The following is a 21,152-nucleotide window of genomic DNA, read 5'->3' as shown; positions in this document are numbered from 1 at the left end:
AGCAACGAAAGACGACAGTTCGATACGACAAGCGCCGTTACAAACGACGTAACCGCATTGAGATCATGTTCGGAAGACTGAAGGATTGGCGGCGCGTGGCAACCCGCTACGACAGGTGCCCCAAGGTTTTTCTGTCGGCAATCGCGTTGGCAGCCCTCGTCATATACTGGCTATGAGTCCTGAGCCTAGGGTCAGGACCCATTGATTTCCGATAGGTCGCGTGATTCACGGTTCGAAAAAACGAGCGGTGAACATGTCTGATCTTTTCTGGCTGACCGACGCCCAGATGGCACGCCTTGAACCTTTCTTTCCCAAATCCCACGGCAAACCCAGGGTCGATGACCGCAGGTAGTGCCCCCTCCCGTGGTGTAGGAGGCCGCAGTCGGCCGGGCTGGCGGCCACCGCGCTTCTTCGTTGTCTGAGGTTGTTCAAAGACCAATGACAACGAAGGAGAGCACGATGACCGAGACCATGATTGATCTTCCGAGCGTAATCGCCAAGAGCGAAGACACGGATTTTCTGCGCGAGCTGATCCAGGACGCCGCCCAACGACTGATGGACATCGAGGTGGCCGCCGTTTGCGGGGCCGGGCACGGCGAGCGCAGTCCGGATCGGGATAACCAGCGGAATGGCTACCGGCCGCGGCGATGGGACACCCGCGCGGGCACCATCGGCCTGAACATCCCGAAGCTGCGCAAGGGCAGCTATTTTCCAGCTTTCCTTGAACCACGCAGAACCGCCGAGAAGGCGCTGATGGCGGTGGTTCAGGAAGCCTATATCCAAGGAGTATCCACCCGTGCGGTGGACGATCTGGTTCACGCAATGGGACTGACGGGCACCTCGAAGAGCCAGGTATCGCGCCTTTGCGAAGAGATCGACGAGCGGGTGCAGGCATTCCTGAACCGGCCGCTGGAAGGCGACTGGCCCTTCCTGTGGCTCGACGCCACCTATGTAAAACAGCGCGAAGGCGGGCGGATTGTCTCCATGGCCGTGATAGTGGCTGTCGCGGTCAACACCGATGGGCGCCGTGAAATTCTTGGCATCACCGTCATGCCATCCGAGGCCGAAACGTTCTGGGATGACTTCTTACGCTCGCTCACCCGGCGCGGCCTGCGGGGCATACAGATGGTGATCAGCGACGCACACGAAGGCCTAAAGGCCGCAGCACACAAGGTTTTGGGCGCTGGATGGCAGCGCTGCCGCGTGCATTTTCAACGCAACCTGCTGGCCCGTGTTAACAAGGCCAGCAAGCCGGTGGTTAGCGCTGTGGTGAAGACAGCCTTCGCCGAGAAGGGCAGCGACCAGGCTCACACCCGTTGGCGCGAGATCGTTGACAATCTGCGCGACCGGTTCCGTGATGTGGCTGAGCTGATGGATGAGGCCGAGCACGACGTGCTGGCCTACATGGCATATGACGAAAGCCTGCGCAGCAAGTTGCACAGCACAAACCCGCTGGAGCGCGTCAACAAGGAGATCAAGCGTCGCACCAACGTGGTCGGGATATTTCCCAACCGTGAGGCCGTCATCCGCCTCGTCGGCGCGCTCATGCTGGAGCAAAATGATGAGTGGGCCGTCTGCCGCCGTTACATGCCAGTGGAAAAACTGACCGCCGTATGCAACCATAATGAAGAGACGACGATGATCGCCGCTCAGTGAACGAGCGACATCGGCTATGAAGAAGCAGGCGGGCACCGGTTTCTACACCACGTCTTGGGACACTACCACGAGCAGAGTCTGCTTATCCGACATGTCCAGACGGGCGCGCCGCAATTTGCGAAAATTGAAGACTTCAATGCGTGTAAGTTTCATAATATCGGTGTCCCCCTCGCAGGAATTGCTGCGCTGGTGTCTGTATATATACTTGTCCTGCGGTTTTGTAGCTGTGCTCAACCGCCAGGGGCCCTGCCAGTCTTCCAGAGTGCCGCGCCCATGGATGCCCACGGGCTCTCATGCGTTTGCAGCGAATGACGGCTTCCCGACCGACCCGCATGTTCTGGCCCGCCTGACTGGGCACTAGGGATGGGGCCGCTTTGCTCTGAAACCGGCCTGCTGCACCAGAGAGGCGGGGCTTCGGGACAGCGGCTTTTCCTGCAAAGATGCCGCCGCTCGCAAACGCCCGTCTGCGCCGGGATGGCATGGCTCGCTGTTGCCTGTCCGCCACAGCCCGACTTGGCCTCATCTGCTTCCAAAGTGCTTCCAGCGGAGATTGCGGAACGCATAACGCCCCGCGGATGCGAGGCGTTATGTCACTGACAAATAATCGCAGCCTATCTGCGCGAGGAGCGGCCCCAGACCTCCAACCGGGCCATATTTGTCAGGCATGTCGCCCCGTATGACACGCCGATCGGGAGGGGCGTCTTCGAGCGTGCGATCCTGGCAAGCTATCGAAGGTGTGGATGGTCCCGCACGGGAGTTCACATTCTGCGGCACAGCGTGGCCAGCCGCCTTCTGCGCACCGGCGTGCCTATGAAGGATATCGCCGATGTCCTGCGCCACCGCAGCCTCGATACCTCGGCGATCTACGCCAAGGTCGATTTGACCAAGCTCGCAGCAGTGGCCTTGCTCTGGCCGGGGAGCGCGTCATGACCGCAACCCGTACTTTGCTCTCGCTGGCCGAGGATTACCTGGCCAAGCGTCGCGCGCTGGGGTTTGACCTGCGTATTCCCGGCGAACAGGTCACCGCTTTTGCCCGCTTCGTCGACGCGGCAGGCCATACCGGCCCGATCGCGACCCGCATCGCCCTGGATTGGGTGCAGGGTAAATCCCAGCATGCAAAGCCCTCGTCCTGGGCGCGCCGTCTGGACATCCTTCGTCCATTCGCCAGGAATTTGGCGCGGCTCGATCCTGCGACCGAGTTCCCGCAGATGGCAATCTTAGGCGGCGCGCATCGCCGTCTGGCCCCGCACATCTATTCGGAGCAGGAGATCTGCGATCTTCTTGCTGCCGCTCGGCGCCTTGCGCCACGCGGTGGATTGCGGCCGGCGACCTATGAGACGATCTTCGGATTGATTGCCGCCCCTGGCCTGCGCCTCGCGGAGGCCCTCCACCTGTGATGCGGCGATGTCGATCTCGATCAGGGCGTCCTCACGGTCCGGAACACAAAGTTCCGCAAATCCAGGCATGTGCCTTTGCATCCGACCGTGACCGAGGCGTTGCCGGTCATCAACGCTCCAGAAGCCTGCTTGCCTCGACATGGCCGCCTCCCGGTTACGCGGGAAGTGAATCACGTTATCCGCCGATCAGCCAGAGGTTTCCGGAGGTGTCCAATCTTTCGCATCCACCGATCAGCAAGGCGGTTAACTTGACAAAAGACCTAAGGTTAATTACGCGTGAGCTGCCTTCACCGGGCGCAATACAGCAAGACTGCCCGCCACATTTGAGTGGAAAACAGTCCAGCCATTTCCAAATCAACATTCCGGCGGGGTTGCATACCGTGCCAATGGCTGGAGCGAATTGTGAAGCTGGGTCAGTTTTTTCTTAACGCAGGTGCCGGCCTGCTGGGCTGCTGCTGTCCGGGAAAGCTGAACCGGCTAAGTATGGTCCTGCTGCCGGCCGCGTCATTCCTTGCCCTTACGCCCGCGGCTGGCATCGCTGATCTGTTCCCCACCGTTATTGAACACCGCTATGGCACTACGACTGTGCCAGCCAAACCTAAACGCATCGTTTCGCTCAGCTTCATCGGGCATGACTTCCTGCTGGCGCTGGGAGAGACATCCTATCCGGTCACCGCCCCAGAAGGCATCGCCCTGACTTGGCTGCGCCGCCGCGACGGACACGGCCTAGCCGACCGCGCGCTGGCCGCGCGCAAGGAATTCCCCGGCCACTTCCTGTGGTTCGCCTGCGAGAAGGCCGATGTGCAGCGACCGCGCGAGGCCGTCAGGCAGGACAAGCCCGCCCCCGGGCAAAACTACATCGCCGCTTATTGGAGACAATCATGATTACCTGCGTACCGGCGGCGCTTGCCGCCTTTTTGCTGACCGCTTCCATTGCTGCCGCGCAGGAAACACCGGCGGCCCCAGCCCCCGCCGTCGCCCCCGAGGCCCCCGTTCTGGCAGCGCCCACCCTGCCGGAAGCCCCTTCCCCCAGCCCGGAAACCGCATCTCAGGCGCCTGCCGCTGATGATGTCGCCACCGCAGAACCCGCCGGACAGGGCAGCCAGGGTGACGCCGCACCTGCGGCAGAGAGGCTGCCGCCCGCCGGACCGCTCACCCGGCAGGAAGCCTTGGCGCAGACCGCCAGCGACGCTTCGGCAAAGGCGCTGAAACTCCTGCACGACGGCGGCCCCTCGATCTGGGCAATCGCGGCGCTCTCGGTGATCACCCTGGCGCTGATCCTGTGGAAGACCTGGCGGCTGGCGCTTATCGGCGCCTGGTCGCGCGGCAAGGCAGGCCAGGCGGTGGCCGTCTATGAAACCGACGACCGCGCTGCCGCGCTGGCCATCGTGCAGGGCCGCAGGGGAATCCGCTCCAGGGTGGTTGCTGCCGCGCTAACCGCACTTGGCACCCTGCCCGAGGACCGCGCCCGCGAGGAAACCGCCCGCGTCGCCAAGCTGCAGCTGGCCAGCGCCGCCGCCGGCCTCGGCGCGCTGGAGCTGATTGCCACCATCGCCCCGCTGCTGGGCCTCCTTGGCACCGTTCTGGGCATGATCGCTGCCTTCCAGGCGCTGCAGGCAGCCGGTTCCCAGGCTGACCCGGCCCTGCTCGCCGGCGGCATCTGGGAGGCGCTGCTGACCACCGCCGCCGGTATGGCGGTGGCGATCCCGGCCTCTGCCGCGCTCACCTGGTTCGAGGCAGTGATCGGCCGCATCCGCCGTGACGTCGAGGATAGCGCCACCCGCCTGTTCGTCGCTGCATCCTCCGCAGAACTGAAGCTGGCTGCCGAGTGAGCAGATGGAGTTCACCAAAGCCCTGAAACCGCGCCGTCGCCCCAGCCTCACACCGATGATCGACGTGGTGTTCCTGCTGCTGGTGTTCTTCATGCTGGCCTCGCGCTTTGGCATGGACACGGTGCTGCAACTGCCGCTGGCCGGCCAGGGCGGCACCTATGACGGCACGCCCCGGCTGATCGGCATCGGTGCGGGCAACCTGGACATCAACGGCGTGCCGGTGGCGGACAGCAACCTGGCCCAAGCGCTGACGCCGCTGGTGGAAAAGCCCGATGACATGCTGGTGCTGCGCGGACGCGACAAAGCCGACCTGCAGCGCATCACCGACGTGATCGCGCTGCTGCGGCAGGCCGGCTTCACCAATTTCGTGCTGGTGGAATGAGGAGGCGCCCATGGACCTGACCGATCCACCCCGCCGCCCGCGCGGCGAATCCATCGTGCCGATGATCAATGTGGTGTTCCTGCTGCTGATCTTCTTCCTGATGACCTCGCGCGTGGCCCAGCCTGAACCGTTCGAGGTGACCCCGCCCGACGCCCGGCTGGACACCGAGGCCAAGGCGGAGGCTGTGCTTTACATAGGTGCGGAGGGCCGGATGCATTTTGATGGCGGCGAGGGCGAGGACGCGCTGGTGCGGCTGGCCGGGGCCGCCGGTGAAGACGGCACGGTGCAGCTGCGCGCCGATGCCGGGCTCGAAGCCGCGGCGCTGGCGCGCATCCTGCGGCAGCTGGCAGCCGCCGGGCTCAGCCGGGCCGAACTGGCAGTGCGTTCGCAATGAAGCACGCTGCCGAATTCACCGTTTTTGCCGGGATTGCCGCGCTGATCCATATCGCGCTGTTCGCCACGGCGCCCGGATCCGGCGCTCAGTCCAGCGGCGCGGGCGGCGATGCGATCGTCTCGGTCCAGGCCGCCGATGCCACCGTTGCCGAAATGGTGGAGGCCTGGGAGCGCCCGCCGCAGGCCGAGCCGCAGCTGGAAACTGCTCTGGCGCCGCCGGCGCAGGCGCCCGCAGCGCCCGCGGTGCCGCAGTTCGAGCTTGCCCAGGCGCCGCGGGCGGCAGCGCAGATCGCGCCTGCCAGGCCCGAGCCCGCAGAGGCGCCTCAGGCGGATACCGCCCCGCCGCCCCCGCCGGAGCCCGTGCCGGAAGCAAAACCCGAGCCCAAGCCCCGCCCCCGGCCCAGGCGCGAGCCCGAACCGCAGCCGCAGGTGCGCCAGGCCGAGCAGACCTCGGCAGGGCGGGCCGAGCAGCGCGCCGCGGGGTCTGGCGGCAACGCGCAGGCAGGCCGCGCGGGCGGCGCCGAGGCCGCAACCGCCCGGTCCGGGCAGCAGGCCAAGCTGCAAGGCATCTGGGGAGCCAAAATCCGCGCCCGCATCGAGCGCCGCAAGCGCTACCCCGCAGGCGCCCGCGGCAAGGGCCGGGTGGTGGTGCGGCTCACCGTCGCCCGCAGCGGCCAGCTGCTGAGCCACCGGATTGCCAAGTCCTCCGGCAACGCCGCCCTCGATCAGGCCGCGCTGCAGGCGGTCGCCCGGGCGGGCAAGTTCCCCGCCGCGCCCAAGAAACTCAACCTCAGCCAGCTCACCTTCAATCTGCCGATGAGCTTCTCGAAATAGACCGGGCAAGTTGCCCTGACGCAAAATGAAGAAAGCCCGCGCTGACTTCGCGGGCCTTCTTCCCATTTTTTCAGCCGGGGCGCCGCAGCTCAGAACTTCGAGGTGAGGGTCAGCGCCACATTATGCCCGTCGCCAAAGTAGCAGGCCCCGCTCTGGCAGGTGGTTACATAGCGCTCATCGATCAGGTTGCGCACATTCAGGGTACCGGTGCTGTCGATCAGCAGGTTCAGCGGGCCCGCGCCGCCACGGTACGGGATGGCCACATTCAGCTTCCGCTGCCGACGGCACAGGGTACTGAAGTCCGGCACGGCCCAGTCCTGACCGCCCAGCCTCAGAAGACTTTATGCGAACCCGGTCGTCTGCCTCAGCGGCATGCCGAACAGCACCTTCAGGGTCAGACAGGTTTAGATCGCGGCGTCGCTAAATTGGCACCGGCGACCGCGCTTGTCAGTCGGCGGCGGCGTCCAAATCATCTCCGGATCAAACCAGATCGACAACGATCCGCGCTGTTTTCAGACTGTTATTGTGCGACGACCAGTTCGTGGTCTTGTATCTCGTACGGGCCCAACTGCTTATGCCTCCCAGCAATCATGCTGGTTTCACGCAGTGAATCCCCCGCACGTTTTGTGCAACAAGGCCGGAATGGGTGGGCGGATCCTCCAGAGTACGCAGGCTGGCGGCACCCTTGGCAAGGCGCGCGGCATTGGCCCTCTCGCCATTGTCGACTTCTGCCCACATAACCCACTCATTCCGCGTGTGCGCCAAACAGGCGATCTCCGCCGAAATGACACGGCCGCCTCCTATTGGGCCATGTCGATGCAGGCCACGACGTGACCACGGCCTCGATCAAAAGTGGTGCTCCTGTTCACGGCCCCGCGCTTTCTGGTCCCGGTTGCCAAATGTCAGATCGCGTCGTCGACGATCAGGCATGGCTTTCCTTGAGAGCAGGCTTCGACCCGTGCCCTGATCCGGAAAGCGGCCGCGAGGTTGTCCGCCGTCACCACCTCAGCCGCGGCGCCGAAATCGTGCAATGTGCCTCCGGCAAGGATTGCGACCTTGTCGGCGAATTTCAGCGCCAGATTCAGATCGTGCAGCGCGATCAGCACCAACATGCCGGTGTCCTGCGCCAGGCTGCGCACCCGGCGCATGGCCTCCAGCTGGCGGTGCATGTCTAGCGCGCTGGTGGGCTCATCCAGCAGCAGTATCTGCGGTTCCCGCACCAGGCATTGCGCAAGGCCGGCAAGCTGGCGCTGGCCTCCGCTCAGTTCGGAAAGCAGTTCATCGGCAAGACCACCGATACCGAGTGCCGCGAGAGCCCGCTCCACCGCCGTCAGGTCATTCGCCGCCAGCCGCCAGCCGCTGACCTGCTTGCGGGCGAGCAGGACGGATTCGAAAACGGTGAGGACCGCCGTGCCTGTCTGATCCTGCGGCATGTAGGCAATGGCGCGTTCGGCGTCGCGCACGCCTTCCAGCCGGCACTCGCCGGAGCCCGGCAGGATCCCGGCGATCCGCCGGAACAGGGTGGATTTGCCTGCCGCATTGGGGCCGATCACGGCCACGACTTCGCCGCCCCGGCAGAGCGGCAGGGAGACCTCCCGCAGCACCTGCCGCGATCCGAACCGCGCCCCGAGCCGATGGGTGCTGAGCGCTACCATATCTCTTTTCCACTTTTCAGAATCAGATAAAGAAAGACGGGCAGGCCAATCGCCGCGGTGACGATCCCGATGGGCAGCACCGCGCCCGGCACGGCGATCTTGGCCAGGATTGAGCTGAGGGACATGATCAGCGCGCCGGTCAGGGCGCTGGCGGGCAGCAGAAAGCGCTGGTCCTCGCCGACCATCATGCGGGCGATATGCGGCCCGACCAGACCGATGAAACCGACCGTCCCGACAAACGCTACCGGGATGGCCGAAAGAAGCGACACCAGAACAAGGGTCTCGAGCCGCAGGCGGCGCACCGGAATGCCGAAGCTCGCCGCGCGGGTTTCGCCCAGCCGCAATGCCGTCAGCTGCCAGCGTCGGCGCAGGAAGACCGGCAGGGTCAGCGCCACTGCCAGCACGGTGATGGCCAGTTTCGGCCAGGTCGCCTTGGTCAGGCTTCCCATGGTCCAGAACACGACCGCGGCAACCGCCTGCTCGGCGGCAAAATACTGGATGATGGCGAGCGCGGTATTGAAGCTGAACACCAGCGCGATCCCCAGCAGCACGATGGTCTGGATCGAGGCGCCGCGCCGCACGCTTGCCAGATGGATGATGAAGGCCGTCGCCATCGCCATGACAAAGGCATTGGCCGCGACGATATAGTCGCCCGCCATCGGCACCAAGGCGACGCCGAAGGCAAGCGCCAGGGCCGCGCCAAAGCTCGCACCGGCGGAAATGCCCAGTGTGAACGGGCTGGCCAGCGGGTTGTTGAGAATGGTCTGCATCTGCGCGCCGCCAATTGCCAGCGCCATCCCGACCACCACCGCCATCAGGGCGGAGGGCATGCGGATCGACCAGACGATGACCTGCATCTGCCTGTCTGCCTCGGCCGGCGCAATGACCGTGGCGAGCACCTCACCCAGCCCGTAGCGGGCGGGTCCCGTCGCCAGATCGCCGAGCACGGCACCCCCCAAGCCGACGGTCAGCAAAAGGAGAATGAGCTGCCGCCTGAGGCTGAGCGCCCTGTAGGTGCCGGTGCCGCCAAGGGCGGCGGTTTCGGTTTGCATAGTCGTCATGACGGGCCACCGGAAAGGCTGGTGCTGTAACCGGGCCGGTAGCTGATGGGCAGGAATCGGCGGTGAAATTCCGCAAAGGTCGCGTCCGGGTCGAGATCGGCAAAAAGCTCCGGGTGAAACCATTTCGCCATGATCTGAATCGCCGCAAACTCATAGGGGCTGTTGTAGAACTGATGCCAGATGCCGTGGAAATTCCCGGTCTCCTGGGCGGCAATGCCGGTATAGGCATCGCGGGTGGTGAACCATTCAAGCTTCCTGCGTGCCTCCGCGGCATCGGCGCCCGGTCCCAGCGGAATCCAGCGGCCGCCAGGAACATAGGCCTCCCAGTCGGCGCTGGTCACGACCACATGCTCCGGGTCGGCAACGATCACCTGCTCCGGGTTGAGCTGGCCGAAGGTGGAGGGAATGATATCGCTGCCGATATTGTGCCCCCCGGCCAGCTCGGCGAACTTGCCGAAATTCTCGGCCCCGAACGACAGGCAGCAATCTTCGGAATAGCCGCCGATCCGCTCGATAAAGACGCTGGGCCGCTCCGGATCGTGTTCGGCCAGCACGCCGGTGACCCGCGCTATGGCCTGATTGCGGAAGGCGATGATCTCTTCCGCCCGGGCCTCACGCCCCAGAAGCCGGCCCAGCAGGCGGATGGTCGGCTCGGTGTTTTTCAGCGGATGGTGGCGGAAGTCGATGTAGAGCACCGGAATGTCCAGCGCCGCCAGCTTCTCGACATACCGGGCGTCCTCATTGGCGCGCATCGCTTCGAGGTTGAGCAGAACCACGTCCGGCTTCTGGATGATGGCGGATTCAATGTCGATCAGGCTGTCTTCCTGGCCCTTGAAGGCGGGCAGCGCGGCCAGGCCGGGAAACGCCTGGACATGGCGCGCATAGGTGGCCGGGTCGGCCTCGATCAGATCGTTGCGCCAGCCAACTATGGGCGACACAGGATCCTCCGGAAGCAGCGAGGCGATCAGGTAGAGCTGCCGGCCCTCGCCCAGCAGAATGCGCCTGACCGGAGCCTTCAGTGTCACCTCGCGCCCGGCAATGTCGGTGACGGTCATCGGCCCCTGCCCCGGCGCCGCGGGTTCACCGCCGGCCGCGGCGCCCGGCGGGCCGGTCACGATCAAGGCCACAGCCATCAGTATGGCGTGAACTATGGATTTGCACGCTTTCACAATAAACTTCCTTCCTGGGTGAAACGGCGCAGCCTGAGCCACAGGCCAAGCGCCAGCAGGCACGACAGCGCGTAAAGGGCTGAGACCAGCGGGAACGCGGCCTGCAAGCCCATCAACTGGGTCACGGCAACACCGGCGGCGATTCCGGCAATCGAAGCGCCCTGCTGGCAGGCCTGCGCAATGCCCAGAACCGAGCCCTGCCGGTCGCTTTGCGTTGCGGTTGAAATAAGGGACAGGAGCACCGGCGTCGTTCCCCCGAGCAATGCGCCCCAGACGAAATAGTACGCCGCGAAAACGGCCACAGACCCCGTGATCCCGGCCAGATGGGTGACGGCAAGACAGCCGACTGAAATCAGCACGCTCCCGCCCAAAACAAAGGCGGGCGACCGCCCCTCGAACAGCCGCGCCCAGAAAGGTGCGGCGACCACAAAGCCCAGTGCAAGAAGGCCGTAGCTCAGGCCGGTTATCCAATGCTGCGCGCCAAAAACCTGTGTCATATAGAGGGCAAACGGAACCTGCAGCACCATGCGGCTTGCCAGCAGCACGCCCATCAGCATCAAGAGACCCGCAACCGGTGCCGCACTCGGCGCCGCGCCGGTTGGTGCCTGCACCGGCGCCGGCCTTGCCGCGGCGGCCCCGGCCGGCGGCACCGGCAGGCTTGCCCAGGCGATGACGGCGCATAGGGCGCAGATCATGCCCGCCGTCAGATTGATGGCCGCGAAGGGCAGCGCGTCCAGTATCAGCCCGCCCAGAAACGCCCCCGCCAGCGACCCCACATTGGTCGCCACCTGCAGCCACGCGAACAGGCCGGCGCGGTTGCGCCCCTCGGTGACCTGCACGCCATAGGCCTGGGCCGGCGCGATATAGCCCGCAAACGCCCCCTGGAGAAAGCGCAGCGCCAGGATCGTCCAGACATCGGACGCAAAGGCGATGAGCAGTTGCGTCACCGCCAGCCCCGCCAGGGCGCGCACCATCATCAGCCGGTTGCCGTAGCGGTCCCCCATCCGCCCCCAGAAGGCGCTGGTGAGCGATATGCCCAGCATCGGGCAAACATAGACACCAATTCCGGCAAGCCCGAAAACACTGTCCGAGGGCACCAGCGCCTTGATATGGATCGGCCAGAACGGGCCGCTCATCTCCATCGCGCCCATGGAAACGAATTGCAGCCCGAACAGGAGTGCAAAGACGGATCCAAAGCTCCGGAAACCGGCCGAGACGTCCGTCATTCCGCCTCCGCCAGCGGGTTGGGCAGGTCATGCTCGACCCGGTAGTCGCGATAGCGCTCCAGATGCATCCGCAGCACCGAGCGTGTCGGCCAGGGGCTTTCCAGAAACGCGGCGCGTTCCTGCTGCCAGAACATGTCCGACGACACGCGCGGCCGCAGCGCGTCGAACACCGCCGCGGTTTCTTCGCGCAGAATGCGCCACAAGCCGCTACCCTGGATGTCATACTGTTCGCTCAGGCACAGGGCCATCTCATGCAGATGGCAGACAAAGCAGGCGTCGATGACGAAAGAGCGCACAAGGCTGATGTCCTGGTCAAAGGACGTGGGCAAAATCCCCTTCTGACTGAATGGTTTCAGACGGTAACCGCGCTCCTCCAGCAGCGGCGCGAAACTGCGGCCGTCCCCGAAATCCTTGATCAGCAGCTTCTGCGGCTGCCCGGAGGGGCCGAACAGCACCGTGCTGTTTTGCTGATGCGCCTCGAAGGCGATCCCGTAGAGCAGATACATCGTGAGCGTCGGCCGGATGACGGTGCGGGCGTAGGCACGGAAAAACGCCGATACCGCCGCTTCGCTCCCGTCGCCATTTCTGGCGATCAGTTCGCAGATCAGAGGCCGGCCGTCAGCCGGGCCGGCCGTCAACAGCGCGGCGACGGCGACCGGCAGCAACCCGTCTTCGCGCGCCAGAGCATCCGTATTGCGGTACACCACCGACAGGAACCGCCCCGGGTGCTCGTCGCCGGTCTCGGGATGGCGCAGGATCATGCCAACTTCCTCGGTGAAGATCTCGAGCGTATCGCGAAGCTCCTCCTCCTTGGCGACAATGTCCGAAATCAGGGTGCTGAGGCGGGGACCCATGTGGATCGACTTGGCCTGCAGGGTGCGCTGCTCACTGGTCAGCCAGACCGCCACCGGCAGTTTGATGAAGGGTCTGGGCTCCTGCGTGTCCGGCAGCATTGTCCGGAACGACATCGACGGCAGCGTCATGATCTCGGGGCCGTCCGGATCGAAAATGCCGGCTGCGATCTCGGCCTCGAACTTCCGGCACAGGAAATTGTCCAGATGCCACCGGTGGACGGGCAGCGGCAGCCAGTCATCCGGCGATTTCCCCCGCGCCTGCAAACCCTCGGTCCAGTCGCGCCAGAGACCGGGGAAGTTCCGCGCGAACCAGTCCGGATAGCTGCCGGCCTGCGGCATCGTCTCCACATAGGCCCAATCCCGCCGGAGCGCCGCAATGCGCAGCGGAACCCGGGCGCCGAACTCGGGCGACAGAGCCCGCACATCTTCCGGCGACAGGCCGGGCTTGGCCTTCCATGTCGGATAAAAGGGATGGCCTTCGAGGGCGCCCCACTGATCAAGCGCCATGGCTGCCAGATGCGGCGGCAGGCTCCGCTCAAGATAGGCGATGAAACCGGAGGCGCCTGCCCCGGCAATGTCCCGGCGCAGATCGGCGCTCCAGCTTTCCCGGTGGCGGCGTGCCATGACATCATTGTGCATGCTGTTGCTGACATCGCGCAACAGATGCTCCAGGCCGTCCGGCGCGGGCGAAATGGACAGAGCCAGCGCAACCTCCGCTATCAGGGACGCGGCATCGTCAATCCGGTGGCAGGTGCCGGTGTCGTCCAGCACCTCGATATGCCCGCGGTTCTGCAGCGTTCCCGCCGGAGCACAGCACAGATCGGTAAAATGCAGGACCCGGCGCGACGCCCAGACAGGGAACCACGCTTGGCGGCCGTCGCGCGCCCACAGCAATGCACCGGGGTCAAGAAGATGCTCGGCAAACAGGCAGCGGATCAGCCGGCCAAGCGCATTGCGCGATGCAGCTTCCCAGAGCCGCGCATCGCGTGCCTGGGGATCGGCATCTTCGGCAGTCATCGTTGTCCCTTCCATCAGGCGGCCTCCGGCCAGGCGGCAGGCACGTAGTCCGGCTTCACATCCGCCAGACCACCGTGGTACCGGCAGGCCCATTGATAAATTTTCGTGATAGCGGGAACCGCCACATTCAAACGCGCGGCCATCGTCACAAGCAGGGCCTGACCAAAGGCGATGTCTTCGTGAAAGGCCCGGCTTTCGCGGTCGATCACCAGCCCCGCCCCGTTTGGATTAGGCACAAGCGGTGCCTGAATGCCCCCATAGGCCCGGTTGGTGCGCAGCAGCGCGTACATGGTCCGGCCGTCTTCGATCTGGCCGCCATAAGCCTCGATCAGCTCCTGCCGCAGCGGCTTGACCGAGCTGAGATCCGTGCCGAGCCGGGCGGTTGCCGCATCGCGGATGCGCTGGTTCTCCGCGTCACACGCTTCCAGCAGTTCGGCACTGGCGCGCGGACAGTCGCTCCACCAGCATACCGGCTGGTCGAAAGGCTTGTCCTGCCACGGCGCACCGGGACCGATCAGCCCATACAGCACCGCGGGGTGCATCAGGGCGTTGCCCGGTGTCAGCGTGATTTCCAGAAAATCGTTCAGCATCGTGACCGGCGCATCAAACAGCCGGGCGAGCATCCCGGACAGAGCCGCGCGGGCGGCAGCGCTTTCGCGCCGGTGCAGGGCCGCGAAAAGCTGCGATTTACTGCCGCCCATGCGCACCATCCGGCCCGGAACCAGCCCGAAGGCCGTATGGGGAACATCCTTCATGCCCCAGATCACCACGTTGCCGAGCCCCGCAAGGGCGTTTTCCGCAAGCCAGTCAAAGCCGCAGGCCCCCGGGATCGCCCCCAGATAGACGGGCTTGTCCGCCGGCAGATGCGCGCGGATCTGGCGCATCAGCGTCGGCCGCGCCTGGGCAGGCTGCGTCACGATCACCATATCCGTGTCCCGCAGCGCCTCGCCCGCGTCGGTGCCGGCATAGTCGGGCCGCGCGCCCAGGGTCCGGCCATCCGCCGTCACCGCCTGCCAGACGCCGTCGCCCTGGGCCCAGCCTTCGGCCAGTTCAGGGCTGCCGGTCAGAACGGAAACGGTGATGTCCGGCCGCTGCCTGAACAGCACGGCGTAGAGGTGGCCGGTTTGGCCGCCGCCGCAAATCGTGACCTTCATGCCGCGCGCGCCTCTGCCGACAGCCAGGCGTCCAGCCGCGCCGCCACCGCCGGATCCAGCAGGCCGCGCTCTGCCATCCAGCCGTCGTCGAAGACCGAGCCCAGGTATTTCTCGCCGCCATCGGCAACCGGGGTCACAACCGTGCCGGTCAGCTTGCCGGCGGCAATGAACTCCAGCGCCTTGTAGATGGTGCCGCCGGTGGAGCCGCCGACCATCAGCCCCTTGCGGCGGGCGATATAGCGCGCCGTCTCGAAGGCTTGGCTGTCGGTCACCTGCACGCCCTCGTCGATGCACCCGTAGTCGAGCACCTTGCCGACCTCATCCCCCTCCGGCGTTCCGGTTCCGGACTGGTAATAGGGATGCCCGGGCTGGCCAAAGACAATGGAGCCCGCCGGCTCCACCGCGATCGTGCGCACGGCAGGGTTAATCCGCTTCAGCCGCTGGGCAATCCCGGTCATCGACCCGCCCGTCCCCACGCATCCGACAAAGGCGTCGATGCCCTCCGGAAGCTGCCCCAGAAGCTCATCGACAAACCCGGCATAGCCTTCCGGGTTTGCGGGATTGTCGGACTGGTTCATGAACAGCGCTCCGGGCAGCTGCGCGCCAAGCTGTGCGGCCATGCGCTGGCGCTCGACCACGGCCACTTCATCCTCGCGGAAATCGCCTTCGACATAGCGGATCTCCGCACCGAGCGCGCGCATCGTGCGGATCTTGTCCGGCGCCGCATGGTGATCGACCACCGCGATGAAACGCAGGCCGAACTCGAGCGCCGCCAATGCCAGCCCGATGCCGGTATTCCCCGACGAGGATTCGACGATCGTCCCGCCGGGGGCCAGCCGCCCGTCCTCAAGCGCGGCCAGCACCATGCTGCGCGCCATGCGGTCCTTCATCGATCCGCCGGGATTGTTCTTCTCGATCTTCAGCACCAGCACGGCGTCGCGGTTCGGGACGGCAATCGACATGAGCGGCGTCTGGCCGATCAGCTGGGTTGTGGACGTATAGAGCATTTATGCCTCTCCAAGTGTGTCAGGGATGAGTGCCGGCTGCCCATTCGCGTCCGGAACCACGCACAGGCGGTTCGGCATCGGGTGGCGGTGGAATTCGTTTTCAAGGAGATCCATCTGGTAGCCGCCGGTGTTGGCGTAAACCAGAAGATCTCCGGCTTGCGGGGTCACGGGGAAGGTGAGCCACCGGTTGCTCAGGACATCCTCGTCCAGGCAGCTGTGACCCGCCAGATAGCCCCGGACAAGCTCTGCTGCGGGGGGCGGCGTTTCGGCCGGGATCAGGACCGGATCCACCAGATATTCAGAGGCAAACCAGGTCTCGCAGGCGCTGAAGCTGCTGCCTTCGGCAAAGATGACATACGCGCCAGCGCCCAGGGCTTTCACCCGGGAGACCCGGAAGATGGAAACCGCCGCCTGATCCGTCAGCGCGCGGCCGGGCTCCATCGCCAGCACCAGATCCTCATCGGCAAGATACCTGGCAATGCTGCGTCCGCCGCCGGCCGGTGCCTGCAAAAGCTGGCGCAGCCAGTCCGCCGCCGACAGCGTGCCGCCGTAGGGGTAGAAGGACTCCGGCACCTTCCCGGTGCGGTAGTCCTCCGGGGCCTGTGCCGCCAGATGCGTCTCATACGCCAGAGGGTCCACATATTGGACCGGCAGGCCGCCGCCAATGTCGATCATGCGCGCCGCAAAGCCCATTGCACGGGCCTCGGCGATCAGGCCTGCGGCCTCCATCAGGGCCGCTGCGCGGGACTCCCAGTGATACCCGCTGACATGGAAATGCAGGCCTTCAAGATCAATCCTGCCATCGCCGTCAATGCGCGCCAGACACTGCCGGATGGCATCCGCCGGCATCCCAAAGCGGCTCGCGGACTGCCCTTCCGGACGCAAGCGTAACAACACCCGCTGTCCCGCCCCATGCGCGGGCAGGCACCGCAAAAGATCCTCCAGCTCTTCAGGAGAATCCACGGAGATCAAGGCGTTACAATCAATGAGTTCCTGATGGAACGCCTCCGTCTTGGCCGGGCCCGTCGCCACCAGACGGGCGCCTCCGGCGCCAAGCCGCCTGGCGTCGCGCAATTCATACAGGCTTGAGACGTCAATGCCCGCCCCGGCCCGCAGGGCCGCATTCATTAGGCCAGGCGACTTGTTCACTTTCGCCCCGTAATAGATCATGTGCCGGACACCGTATTCGTCCAGAACACCCGTCAGCTGTGCGGTATTCCCTGGCAGCTCATCGGGCCAGATCAGATTGAGCGGCGAACCATGCTGCGTAACCCAATCCGCAAGGCGCGCGCTGCCGCTGGTCAGCAGTTCCGCTATCCGGGGCCGCAGAATCGGGGGCAGGCCCGCGCCCGCCTTTTGGCAATGCAGGGTCATGGTGCTGCCACCGCGATATGTGCCGACGCCGGGTCTGCCGGAATTGCGCAGCGCAGGCTTTCCAGCGGCACGTCGCAGCCGGGCAGATTCTGCGGAAAGACATGGCGTGTCGTTTTGTACGGGAATTTGCGGCCGCTGCGGGCCATTGCAAAGATATCTGCGGGGGTGACGGTCTCACCGGGCCGCCAGCTTTCCACCTGCACCGCGTCGTATCCCAGCAGAACGGCAGGCATCACCGCCAGCCGCAGCCGGCGCGCAACGGCCAGCCGGTGGTGGCCATCCATCACGAACAATGCGTTCTTTTCCACTGTGACCGGCACGGTCCAGCGGCCGCCCCGCAGGATTTTTGCCTGCAGCTCTGCGACCCTGTCGAAATCCACTTCTTCCGTGGGGGTCAAACGAGTAGGCGATATGAGGGTATACTGCATTCTGGCCAGCCTGGAATTCACGGAGGGATAAGACTGGCTATCCTGACAATTACAGTCGGAATATGCTGGCAGGGACGCTCTAGTCCGTTCAGGTTGAGCTGTCAACACATAGATCGCCGGTGCCAGATAGCTTTCCTAGCCGCCCCTCACGGCTAGTTGACTAAAAGAGTCAACTAGCTTACGCCCCCCCCATCCTTCTCACCCAGTCCTTACCAGGGCAAGGCAAGATTTAACCATCAATGCCGGTGAAAGGACGCTGGATGAGAAAAAATATTAGCCTTTTGGCCACTTTGGCGCTTGTGGCGGGCAAAGGTGCCGTTGCCCAGGACGCGACTGAACAGGACGCCATTACTCTGGAACCAATCGTGGTAAATGGCAGGGAAGTAAGGCCTTCAACCGCAACGATTGGCGTTTTGCCTCCAGCGCATCCGGGCGGTCAGGTGGCACAAGGCAGCCGCCTGGGTCTGCTTGGCAACCGCGACATCATGGATACGCCTTTCAACATCACCAGCTATACGGCTCAGACGATGGAGGATCAGCAGGCCCGCACCCTGGCGGACGTGACGCTGAACGACGCCTCCGTCAGCAACACAGCCTCGCCGGGCGGAATGCTGGACTCTTTCTTTATCCGCGGCTTTCCGATCAACGAAGGCAATTTCGGCGAAATCGCTTTTGACGGTGTCTTCGGCATCGCCCCGGCCTTCCGGATCTTCACCGAGTACGCGGAGCGGATCGAGGTGCTCAAGGGGCCGGCGGGCGTGCTGCACGGGATCTCCCCGAACAACAGCGTCGGCGGCTCTATCAACGTCGTCCCGAAAAGGGCGGCCGAGGAAGACTTGAACCAGCTCACCTTCGACTATGCTTCGGAGCTGGAAGGCGGGACCCACCTCGATCTGAGCAGGAGATTCGGCGCCGGCCGCCAGTTCGGGCTGCGCTTCAACGGCAGCTATCACACCGGGGATACGGCCATCGACCATCAAGAGCGCGAGGCGGCGGTCGGGGCGCTGGCCCTCGACTACCGCGGCGACCGGCTCAGGGCGACGCTTGACCTCATCGCCCAGCGGGAGGAGTTCGAAGCACCGCTGCGGCCGATTTTCGCGCTGTCCGGGTTCGAAATCCCGGATGCCCCGGACGGGCGGACCAATGTTCAGCAGCCCTGGGAAACATCTCAGGTCGACGATGTGTCGGCGCTCGGGCGGGTGGAATACGATTTCGGCGACAGTTTGACTCTGTTCGCCTCCGCCGGTGCCGGCAACACCCGTGTCGAACGGTTTTTCGGAATTCCCATCCTTCTCGATTCAGACGGCAACGCCAATACCACGCCGCAAAATTTCATCTTCGACATCGACCGGACGGTGGGCGAGATCGGTCTGCGCGGTGAGTTCGAGACGGGGCAAGTTTCGCATGCGGGCACGATCCAGGCGAACTATTACAAGGGCACACTCCACCGTGCGGCCAACAACGGCACGACGCTGTCCACCAATATCCTCGATCCGATCAGCCACCCCCCGCAATTCGTGGCGCAGCCGGGCAGCGTGCCGAAGGTGTCCGAAAATGAATTCTCAGGCATTTCGCTGGCCGACACGATGTCCTTCTTCGGGGACCGGACGCAGCTGACACTCGGGCTGCGCTGGCAGCATGTGGACACTCAGAACTTCAGCGGCGGAGCCGTCACCGCGTCCTCCAGCGAAGATGAGGTCACCCCTTTGATCGGGCTTGTCGTCAAGCCGCAGGAGAACGTGTCGCTCTACGCCAATTACGCTGAGGGGCTAAGCGTCGGCGACACCGCCCCCACGATTGCCGCCAACGCTGGCGAAACATTGGCGCCCGCCAAATCCGAGCAGATCGAGATCGGGGCCAAAATCGGCCTTAATGACTGGACTGTCACGGCCAGCGCGTTCCAGATCGACAAGCCCTTCAGCCAGCTGGACAGCGGCAATGTCTTTGCCGAATCCGGAGAGCAGCGCAACCGGGGGCTGGAGTTCAGCATCTTCGGGGAAATGGCGCCCGGGCTGCGGCTGCTGGGCGGGGTGACGTTGCTTGACGGCGAACTGCGGAATACCACCGATCCCGCGATGCACGGAAACGAGCCCATCGGGGTCCCCTCCTTGCAGGCCAATCTGGGGGCAGAGTGGGATACACCGTTCCTTGCTGGCCTGACCCTGTCCGGCAATGTGATCCACACCGGCGATCAGTATGTCGATGCCGCGAATACTCAGGAAGTCTCATCCTGGAACCGGTTCGACATGGGCGCCCGCTATAGCACCGAGATCAGCAGCCGTCCGGTCACCTTCCAGGCCGAAATCGAAAACCTATTTGACGCGGGCTACTATGGCGGCGTCGCCAGCTTCGGCACCTTCTCGCAAGGCGCGCCGCGCACATTCCGGCTGTCGATGACGACCAGTTTCTGATGATGCGCTGCCAGGCGCTTTCTGCAAAAGCGCCTGGCATTCTACAAGGGAATCTGTTGCATTCACGCCACTTGTCGACGGTTTCCGGTTTACATCGAAGTTTGGAAGCGAAGACGGTACAGCGCAACCTGGCCCCGCGGGTGCTCGTCTTCACTTTCCAGTCGCAGGTCTCGCGGGTCACTGCGCTGGCCGCGGAACTGGCGAGCCGTGCCGCCAGAATGGGGAGGCCACGGGAAATATTTCTTAACAGCTTTCTGCAGGAAGTAATATGCGTGCCTCTACCCCTTTTGCCCTGGGGTCAGGATTCATAACCAGCAGATGACGGTTGCTGCGAGGGCGATGGCTGAGAGAAAGACTTTCGGCCAGCGGTCATAGCGGGTTGCCACACGCCTCCAGTCCTTGAGCCTGCCGAACATGATCTCGATGCGATTTCGCCGCTTATACCGGCGCTTGTCGTATTTGACCGGGATCTTGCGTTGCTTTCGGCCGGGGATGCAGGCGCGTATCCCTTTGTCTTGTAACGCCTCTCGGAACCAGTCGGCGTCATAGCCTCGGTCCCCGAGCCACCAATCGACGCCTGGGAGGCTGCTGAGCAGCGCCCGTGCGTCGATATAATCGCTCATCTGCCCGGCGGTCACGAACAGGTTGAGAGGTCGGCCCTGACTGTCGCAAATGGCATGCAACTTGGTGTTCATACCTCCCTTGGTTCGCCCCCTCTCGGGACATTGCTGCGCAATGCCCTGCCGGGCAAGGGATCAGGCGACCACGCCCCCCTTTTTCGCGGCCATGCTGGTCGCTGTGCGGTGTGCCTTCAGATAGGTCGCATCGATCATTACCGTCTTTTTCTCGCCGTGTTCGGCGGCCAGCCCGGCCATCATCCGCGCGAAGATACCTTTTTCGCTCCAACGCTTCCACCGGCTGTAGAGCGTTTTGTGCGGCCCGTAGGCGTCGGGGGCATCTCGCCAGCGCAACCCATTGCGATTGATGACGATAATCCCGCTCAGCACCCGTTTGTCATCGGCCCGAGGCTTGCCATGCGGCTTCGGGAAAAAGGGGGTGAGCTTGGCCATCTGCTCGTCGGCCAGCCAGAAAAGATCGCTCATGTCACAGCTCCATTTTCCGAGCCGTGAAGCATGCAGTGCGGCGGAAATCAATGCATCCTGACCCTAGCGCTATAGGTTCGAGGGGCGTGAGCCGTTAGGCGGGCGCAGTTCGGCTGAGAAGCCATCGCAATCGGCCCATGTTGCAGACCATGTTGGCCAGAGTAATTGTCGCCTTGGCGCGGGCCAGGCCGATGGTTCG

19 protein-coding genes and 3 pseudogenes are annotated in these 21,152 nt (G+C 64.3%); 11 read left to right on the top strand and 11 right to left on the bottom strand.

Features of this window, described 5'->3' with window-relative positions:
- The 10 genes and pseudogenes from ACOHX0_RS20410 to ACOHX0_RS20365 all read left to right on the top strand — a co-directional run.
- The coding region (locus ACOHX0_RS20410) for a transposase (protein WP_420679079.1) at positions 1–176 on the top strand (176 nt) is incomplete at its 5' end.
- Between the two features lie 77 nt (positions 177–253).
- Positions 254–349, top strand: a pseudogene (locus ACOHX0_RS20405) (IS5/IS1182 family transposase); the annotation flags it as partial.
- Between the two features lie 110 nt (positions 350–459).
- Complete coding sequence (locus tag ACOHX0_RS20400) at positions 460–1,656, top strand: IS256 family transposase (RefSeq protein ID WP_420679077.1); 1,197 nt, start codon at positions 460–462, stop codon at positions 1,654–1,656.
- A 600-nt stretch (positions 1,657–2,256) separates the two neighbouring features.
- The gene (locus ACOHX0_RS20395) at positions 2,257–2,586 is read left to right on the top strand and encodes a tyrosine-type recombinase/integrase (protein WP_420679078.1); all 330 of its coding nucleotides are present in this window, start codon (positions 2,257–2,259) and stop codon (positions 2,584–2,586) included.
- On the top strand, positions 2,583–3,053 hold the full coding sequence (locus tag ACOHX0_RS20390) for a hypothetical protein (RefSeq protein WP_420679076.1): 471 nt from the start codon (positions 2,583–2,585) through the stop codon (positions 3,051–3,053). Before ACOHX0_RS20395 ends, ACOHX0_RS20390 begins: the two co-directional genes overlap by 4 nt.
- A 402-nt stretch (positions 3,054–3,455) precedes the next feature.
- Positions 3,456–3,938, top strand: a complete 483-nt coding sequence (locus ACOHX0_RS20385) for an SIP domain-containing protein (RefSeq protein ID WP_420679075.1) — start codon at positions 3,456–3,458, stop codon at positions 3,936–3,938.
- The gene (locus ACOHX0_RS20380; RefSeq protein ID WP_420679074.1) at positions 3,935–4,885 is read left to right on the top strand and encodes a MotA/TolQ/ExbB proton channel family protein; all 951 of its coding nucleotides are present in this window, start codon (positions 3,935–3,937) and stop codon (positions 4,883–4,885) included. Before ACOHX0_RS20385 ends, ACOHX0_RS20380 begins: the two co-directional genes overlap by 4 nt.
- A gap of 4 nt (positions 4,886–4,889) precedes the next feature.
- Positions 4,890–5,267 (top strand): ExbD/TolR family protein, encoded by a 378-nt coding sequence (locus ACOHX0_RS20375; protein WP_420679073.1) that lies wholly within the window; start codon positions 4,890–4,892, stop codon positions 5,265–5,267.
- Positions 5,268–5,277: 10 nt separating this feature from the next.
- Positions 5,278–5,661, top strand: a complete 384-nt coding sequence (locus ACOHX0_RS20370; protein ID WP_420679072.1) for an ExbD/TolR family protein — start codon at positions 5,278–5,280, stop codon at positions 5,659–5,661.
- Positions 5,658–6,494: a TonB family protein gene (locus ACOHX0_RS20365; RefSeq protein WP_420679070.1), complete on the top strand. Its 837-nt coding sequence runs from the start codon at positions 5,658–5,660 to the stop codon at positions 6,492–6,494. Before ACOHX0_RS20370 ends, ACOHX0_RS20365 begins: the two co-directional genes overlap by 4 nt.
- A gap of 203 nt (positions 6,495–6,697) precedes the next feature.
- Here the strand turns inward: ACOHX0_RS20365 and ACOHX0_RS20360 are convergent.
- The 10 genes and pseudogenes from ACOHX0_RS20360 to ACOHX0_RS20315 form a co-directional block, all read right to left on the bottom strand.
- Positions 6,698–7,070, bottom strand: a pseudogene (locus ACOHX0_RS20360) (transposase); the annotation flags it as partial.
- A gap of 326 nt (positions 7,071–7,396) precedes the next feature.
- Complete coding sequence (locus tag ACOHX0_RS20355) at positions 7,397–8,149, bottom strand: ABC transporter ATP-binding protein (RefSeq protein ID WP_420679068.1); 753 nt, start codon at positions 8,147–8,149, stop codon at positions 7,397–7,399.
- Positions 8,143–9,210, bottom strand: coding sequence for a FecCD family ABC transporter permease (locus ACOHX0_RS20350; RefSeq protein ID WP_420679067.1), 1,068 nt, complete (start codon positions 9,208–9,210; stop codon positions 8,143–8,145). Before ACOHX0_RS20350 ends, ACOHX0_RS20355 begins: the two co-directional genes overlap by 7 nt.
- The gene (locus ACOHX0_RS20345) at positions 9,207–10,343 is read right to left on the bottom strand and encodes an ABC transporter substrate-binding protein (RefSeq protein WP_420679066.1); all 1,137 of its coding nucleotides are present in this window, start codon (positions 10,341–10,343) and stop codon (positions 9,207–9,209) included. Before ACOHX0_RS20345 ends, ACOHX0_RS20350 begins: the two co-directional genes overlap by 4 nt.
- Before the next feature lie 32 nt (positions 10,344–10,375).
- Positions 10,376–11,605 carry an MFS transporter gene (locus tag ACOHX0_RS20340; protein WP_420679065.1) on the bottom strand — a complete coding sequence of 410 codons (1,230 nt, stop codon included), beginning with the start codon at positions 11,603–11,605 and terminating at the stop codon, positions 10,376–10,378.
- Positions 11,602–13,569, bottom strand: a complete 1,968-nt coding sequence (locus tag ACOHX0_RS20335; RefSeq protein WP_420679064.1) for an IucA/IucC family protein — start codon at positions 13,567–13,569, stop codon at positions 11,602–11,604. The genes ACOHX0_RS20340 and ACOHX0_RS20335 overlap by 4 nt, the downstream gene beginning before the upstream one ends.
- On the bottom strand, positions 13,491–14,630 hold the full coding sequence (locus ACOHX0_RS20330) for an NAD/NADP octopine/nopaline dehydrogenase family protein (protein WP_420679063.1): 1,140 nt from the start codon (positions 14,628–14,630) through the stop codon (positions 13,491–13,493). Before ACOHX0_RS20330 ends, ACOHX0_RS20335 begins: the two co-directional genes overlap by 79 nt.
- Positions 14,627–15,637 (bottom strand): cysteine synthase family protein, encoded by a 1,011-nt coding sequence (locus tag ACOHX0_RS20325; protein ID WP_420679062.1) that lies wholly within the window; start codon positions 15,635–15,637, stop codon positions 14,627–14,629. The genes ACOHX0_RS20330 and ACOHX0_RS20325 overlap by 4 nt, the downstream gene beginning before the upstream one ends.
- Complete coding sequence (locus tag ACOHX0_RS20320) at positions 15,638–17,011, bottom strand: Y4yA family PLP-dependent enzyme (protein ID WP_420679061.1); 1,374 nt, start codon at positions 17,009–17,011, stop codon at positions 15,638–15,640. It abuts the gene before it with no gap.
- Entirely contained in the window at positions 17,008–17,439 is a 432-nt protein-coding gene (locus ACOHX0_RS20315; protein ID WP_420679060.1) for a ParB N-terminal domain-containing protein, read from the bottom strand. The genes ACOHX0_RS20320 and ACOHX0_RS20315 overlap by 4 nt, the downstream gene beginning before the upstream one ends.
- Before the next feature lie 260 nt (positions 17,440–17,699).
- Here ACOHX0_RS20315 and ACOHX0_RS20310 point away from each other — a divergent pair, with 260 nt between their 5' ends.
- On the top strand, positions 17,700–19,850 hold the full coding sequence (locus tag ACOHX0_RS20310; protein WP_420679059.1) for a TonB-dependent receptor: 2,151 nt from the start codon (positions 17,700–17,702) through the stop codon (positions 19,848–19,850).
- A gap of 305 nt (positions 19,851–20,155) precedes the next feature.
- Here the strand turns inward: ACOHX0_RS20310 and ACOHX0_RS20305 are convergent.
- Positions 20,156–20,953: pseudogene (locus ACOHX0_RS20305) on the bottom strand (IS5 family transposase).
- Between the last annotated feature and the right edge of the window lie 199 nt (positions 20,954–21,152).

This window comes from Cribrihabitans pelagius (genome assembly GCF_048820915.1).
Lineage (GTDB): Bacteria > Pseudomonadota > Alphaproteobacteria > Rhodobacterales > Rhodobacteraceae > Cribrihabitans_A > Cribrihabitans_A pelagius.
This window is presented reverse-complemented; position numbering and strand designations above follow the sequence as displayed.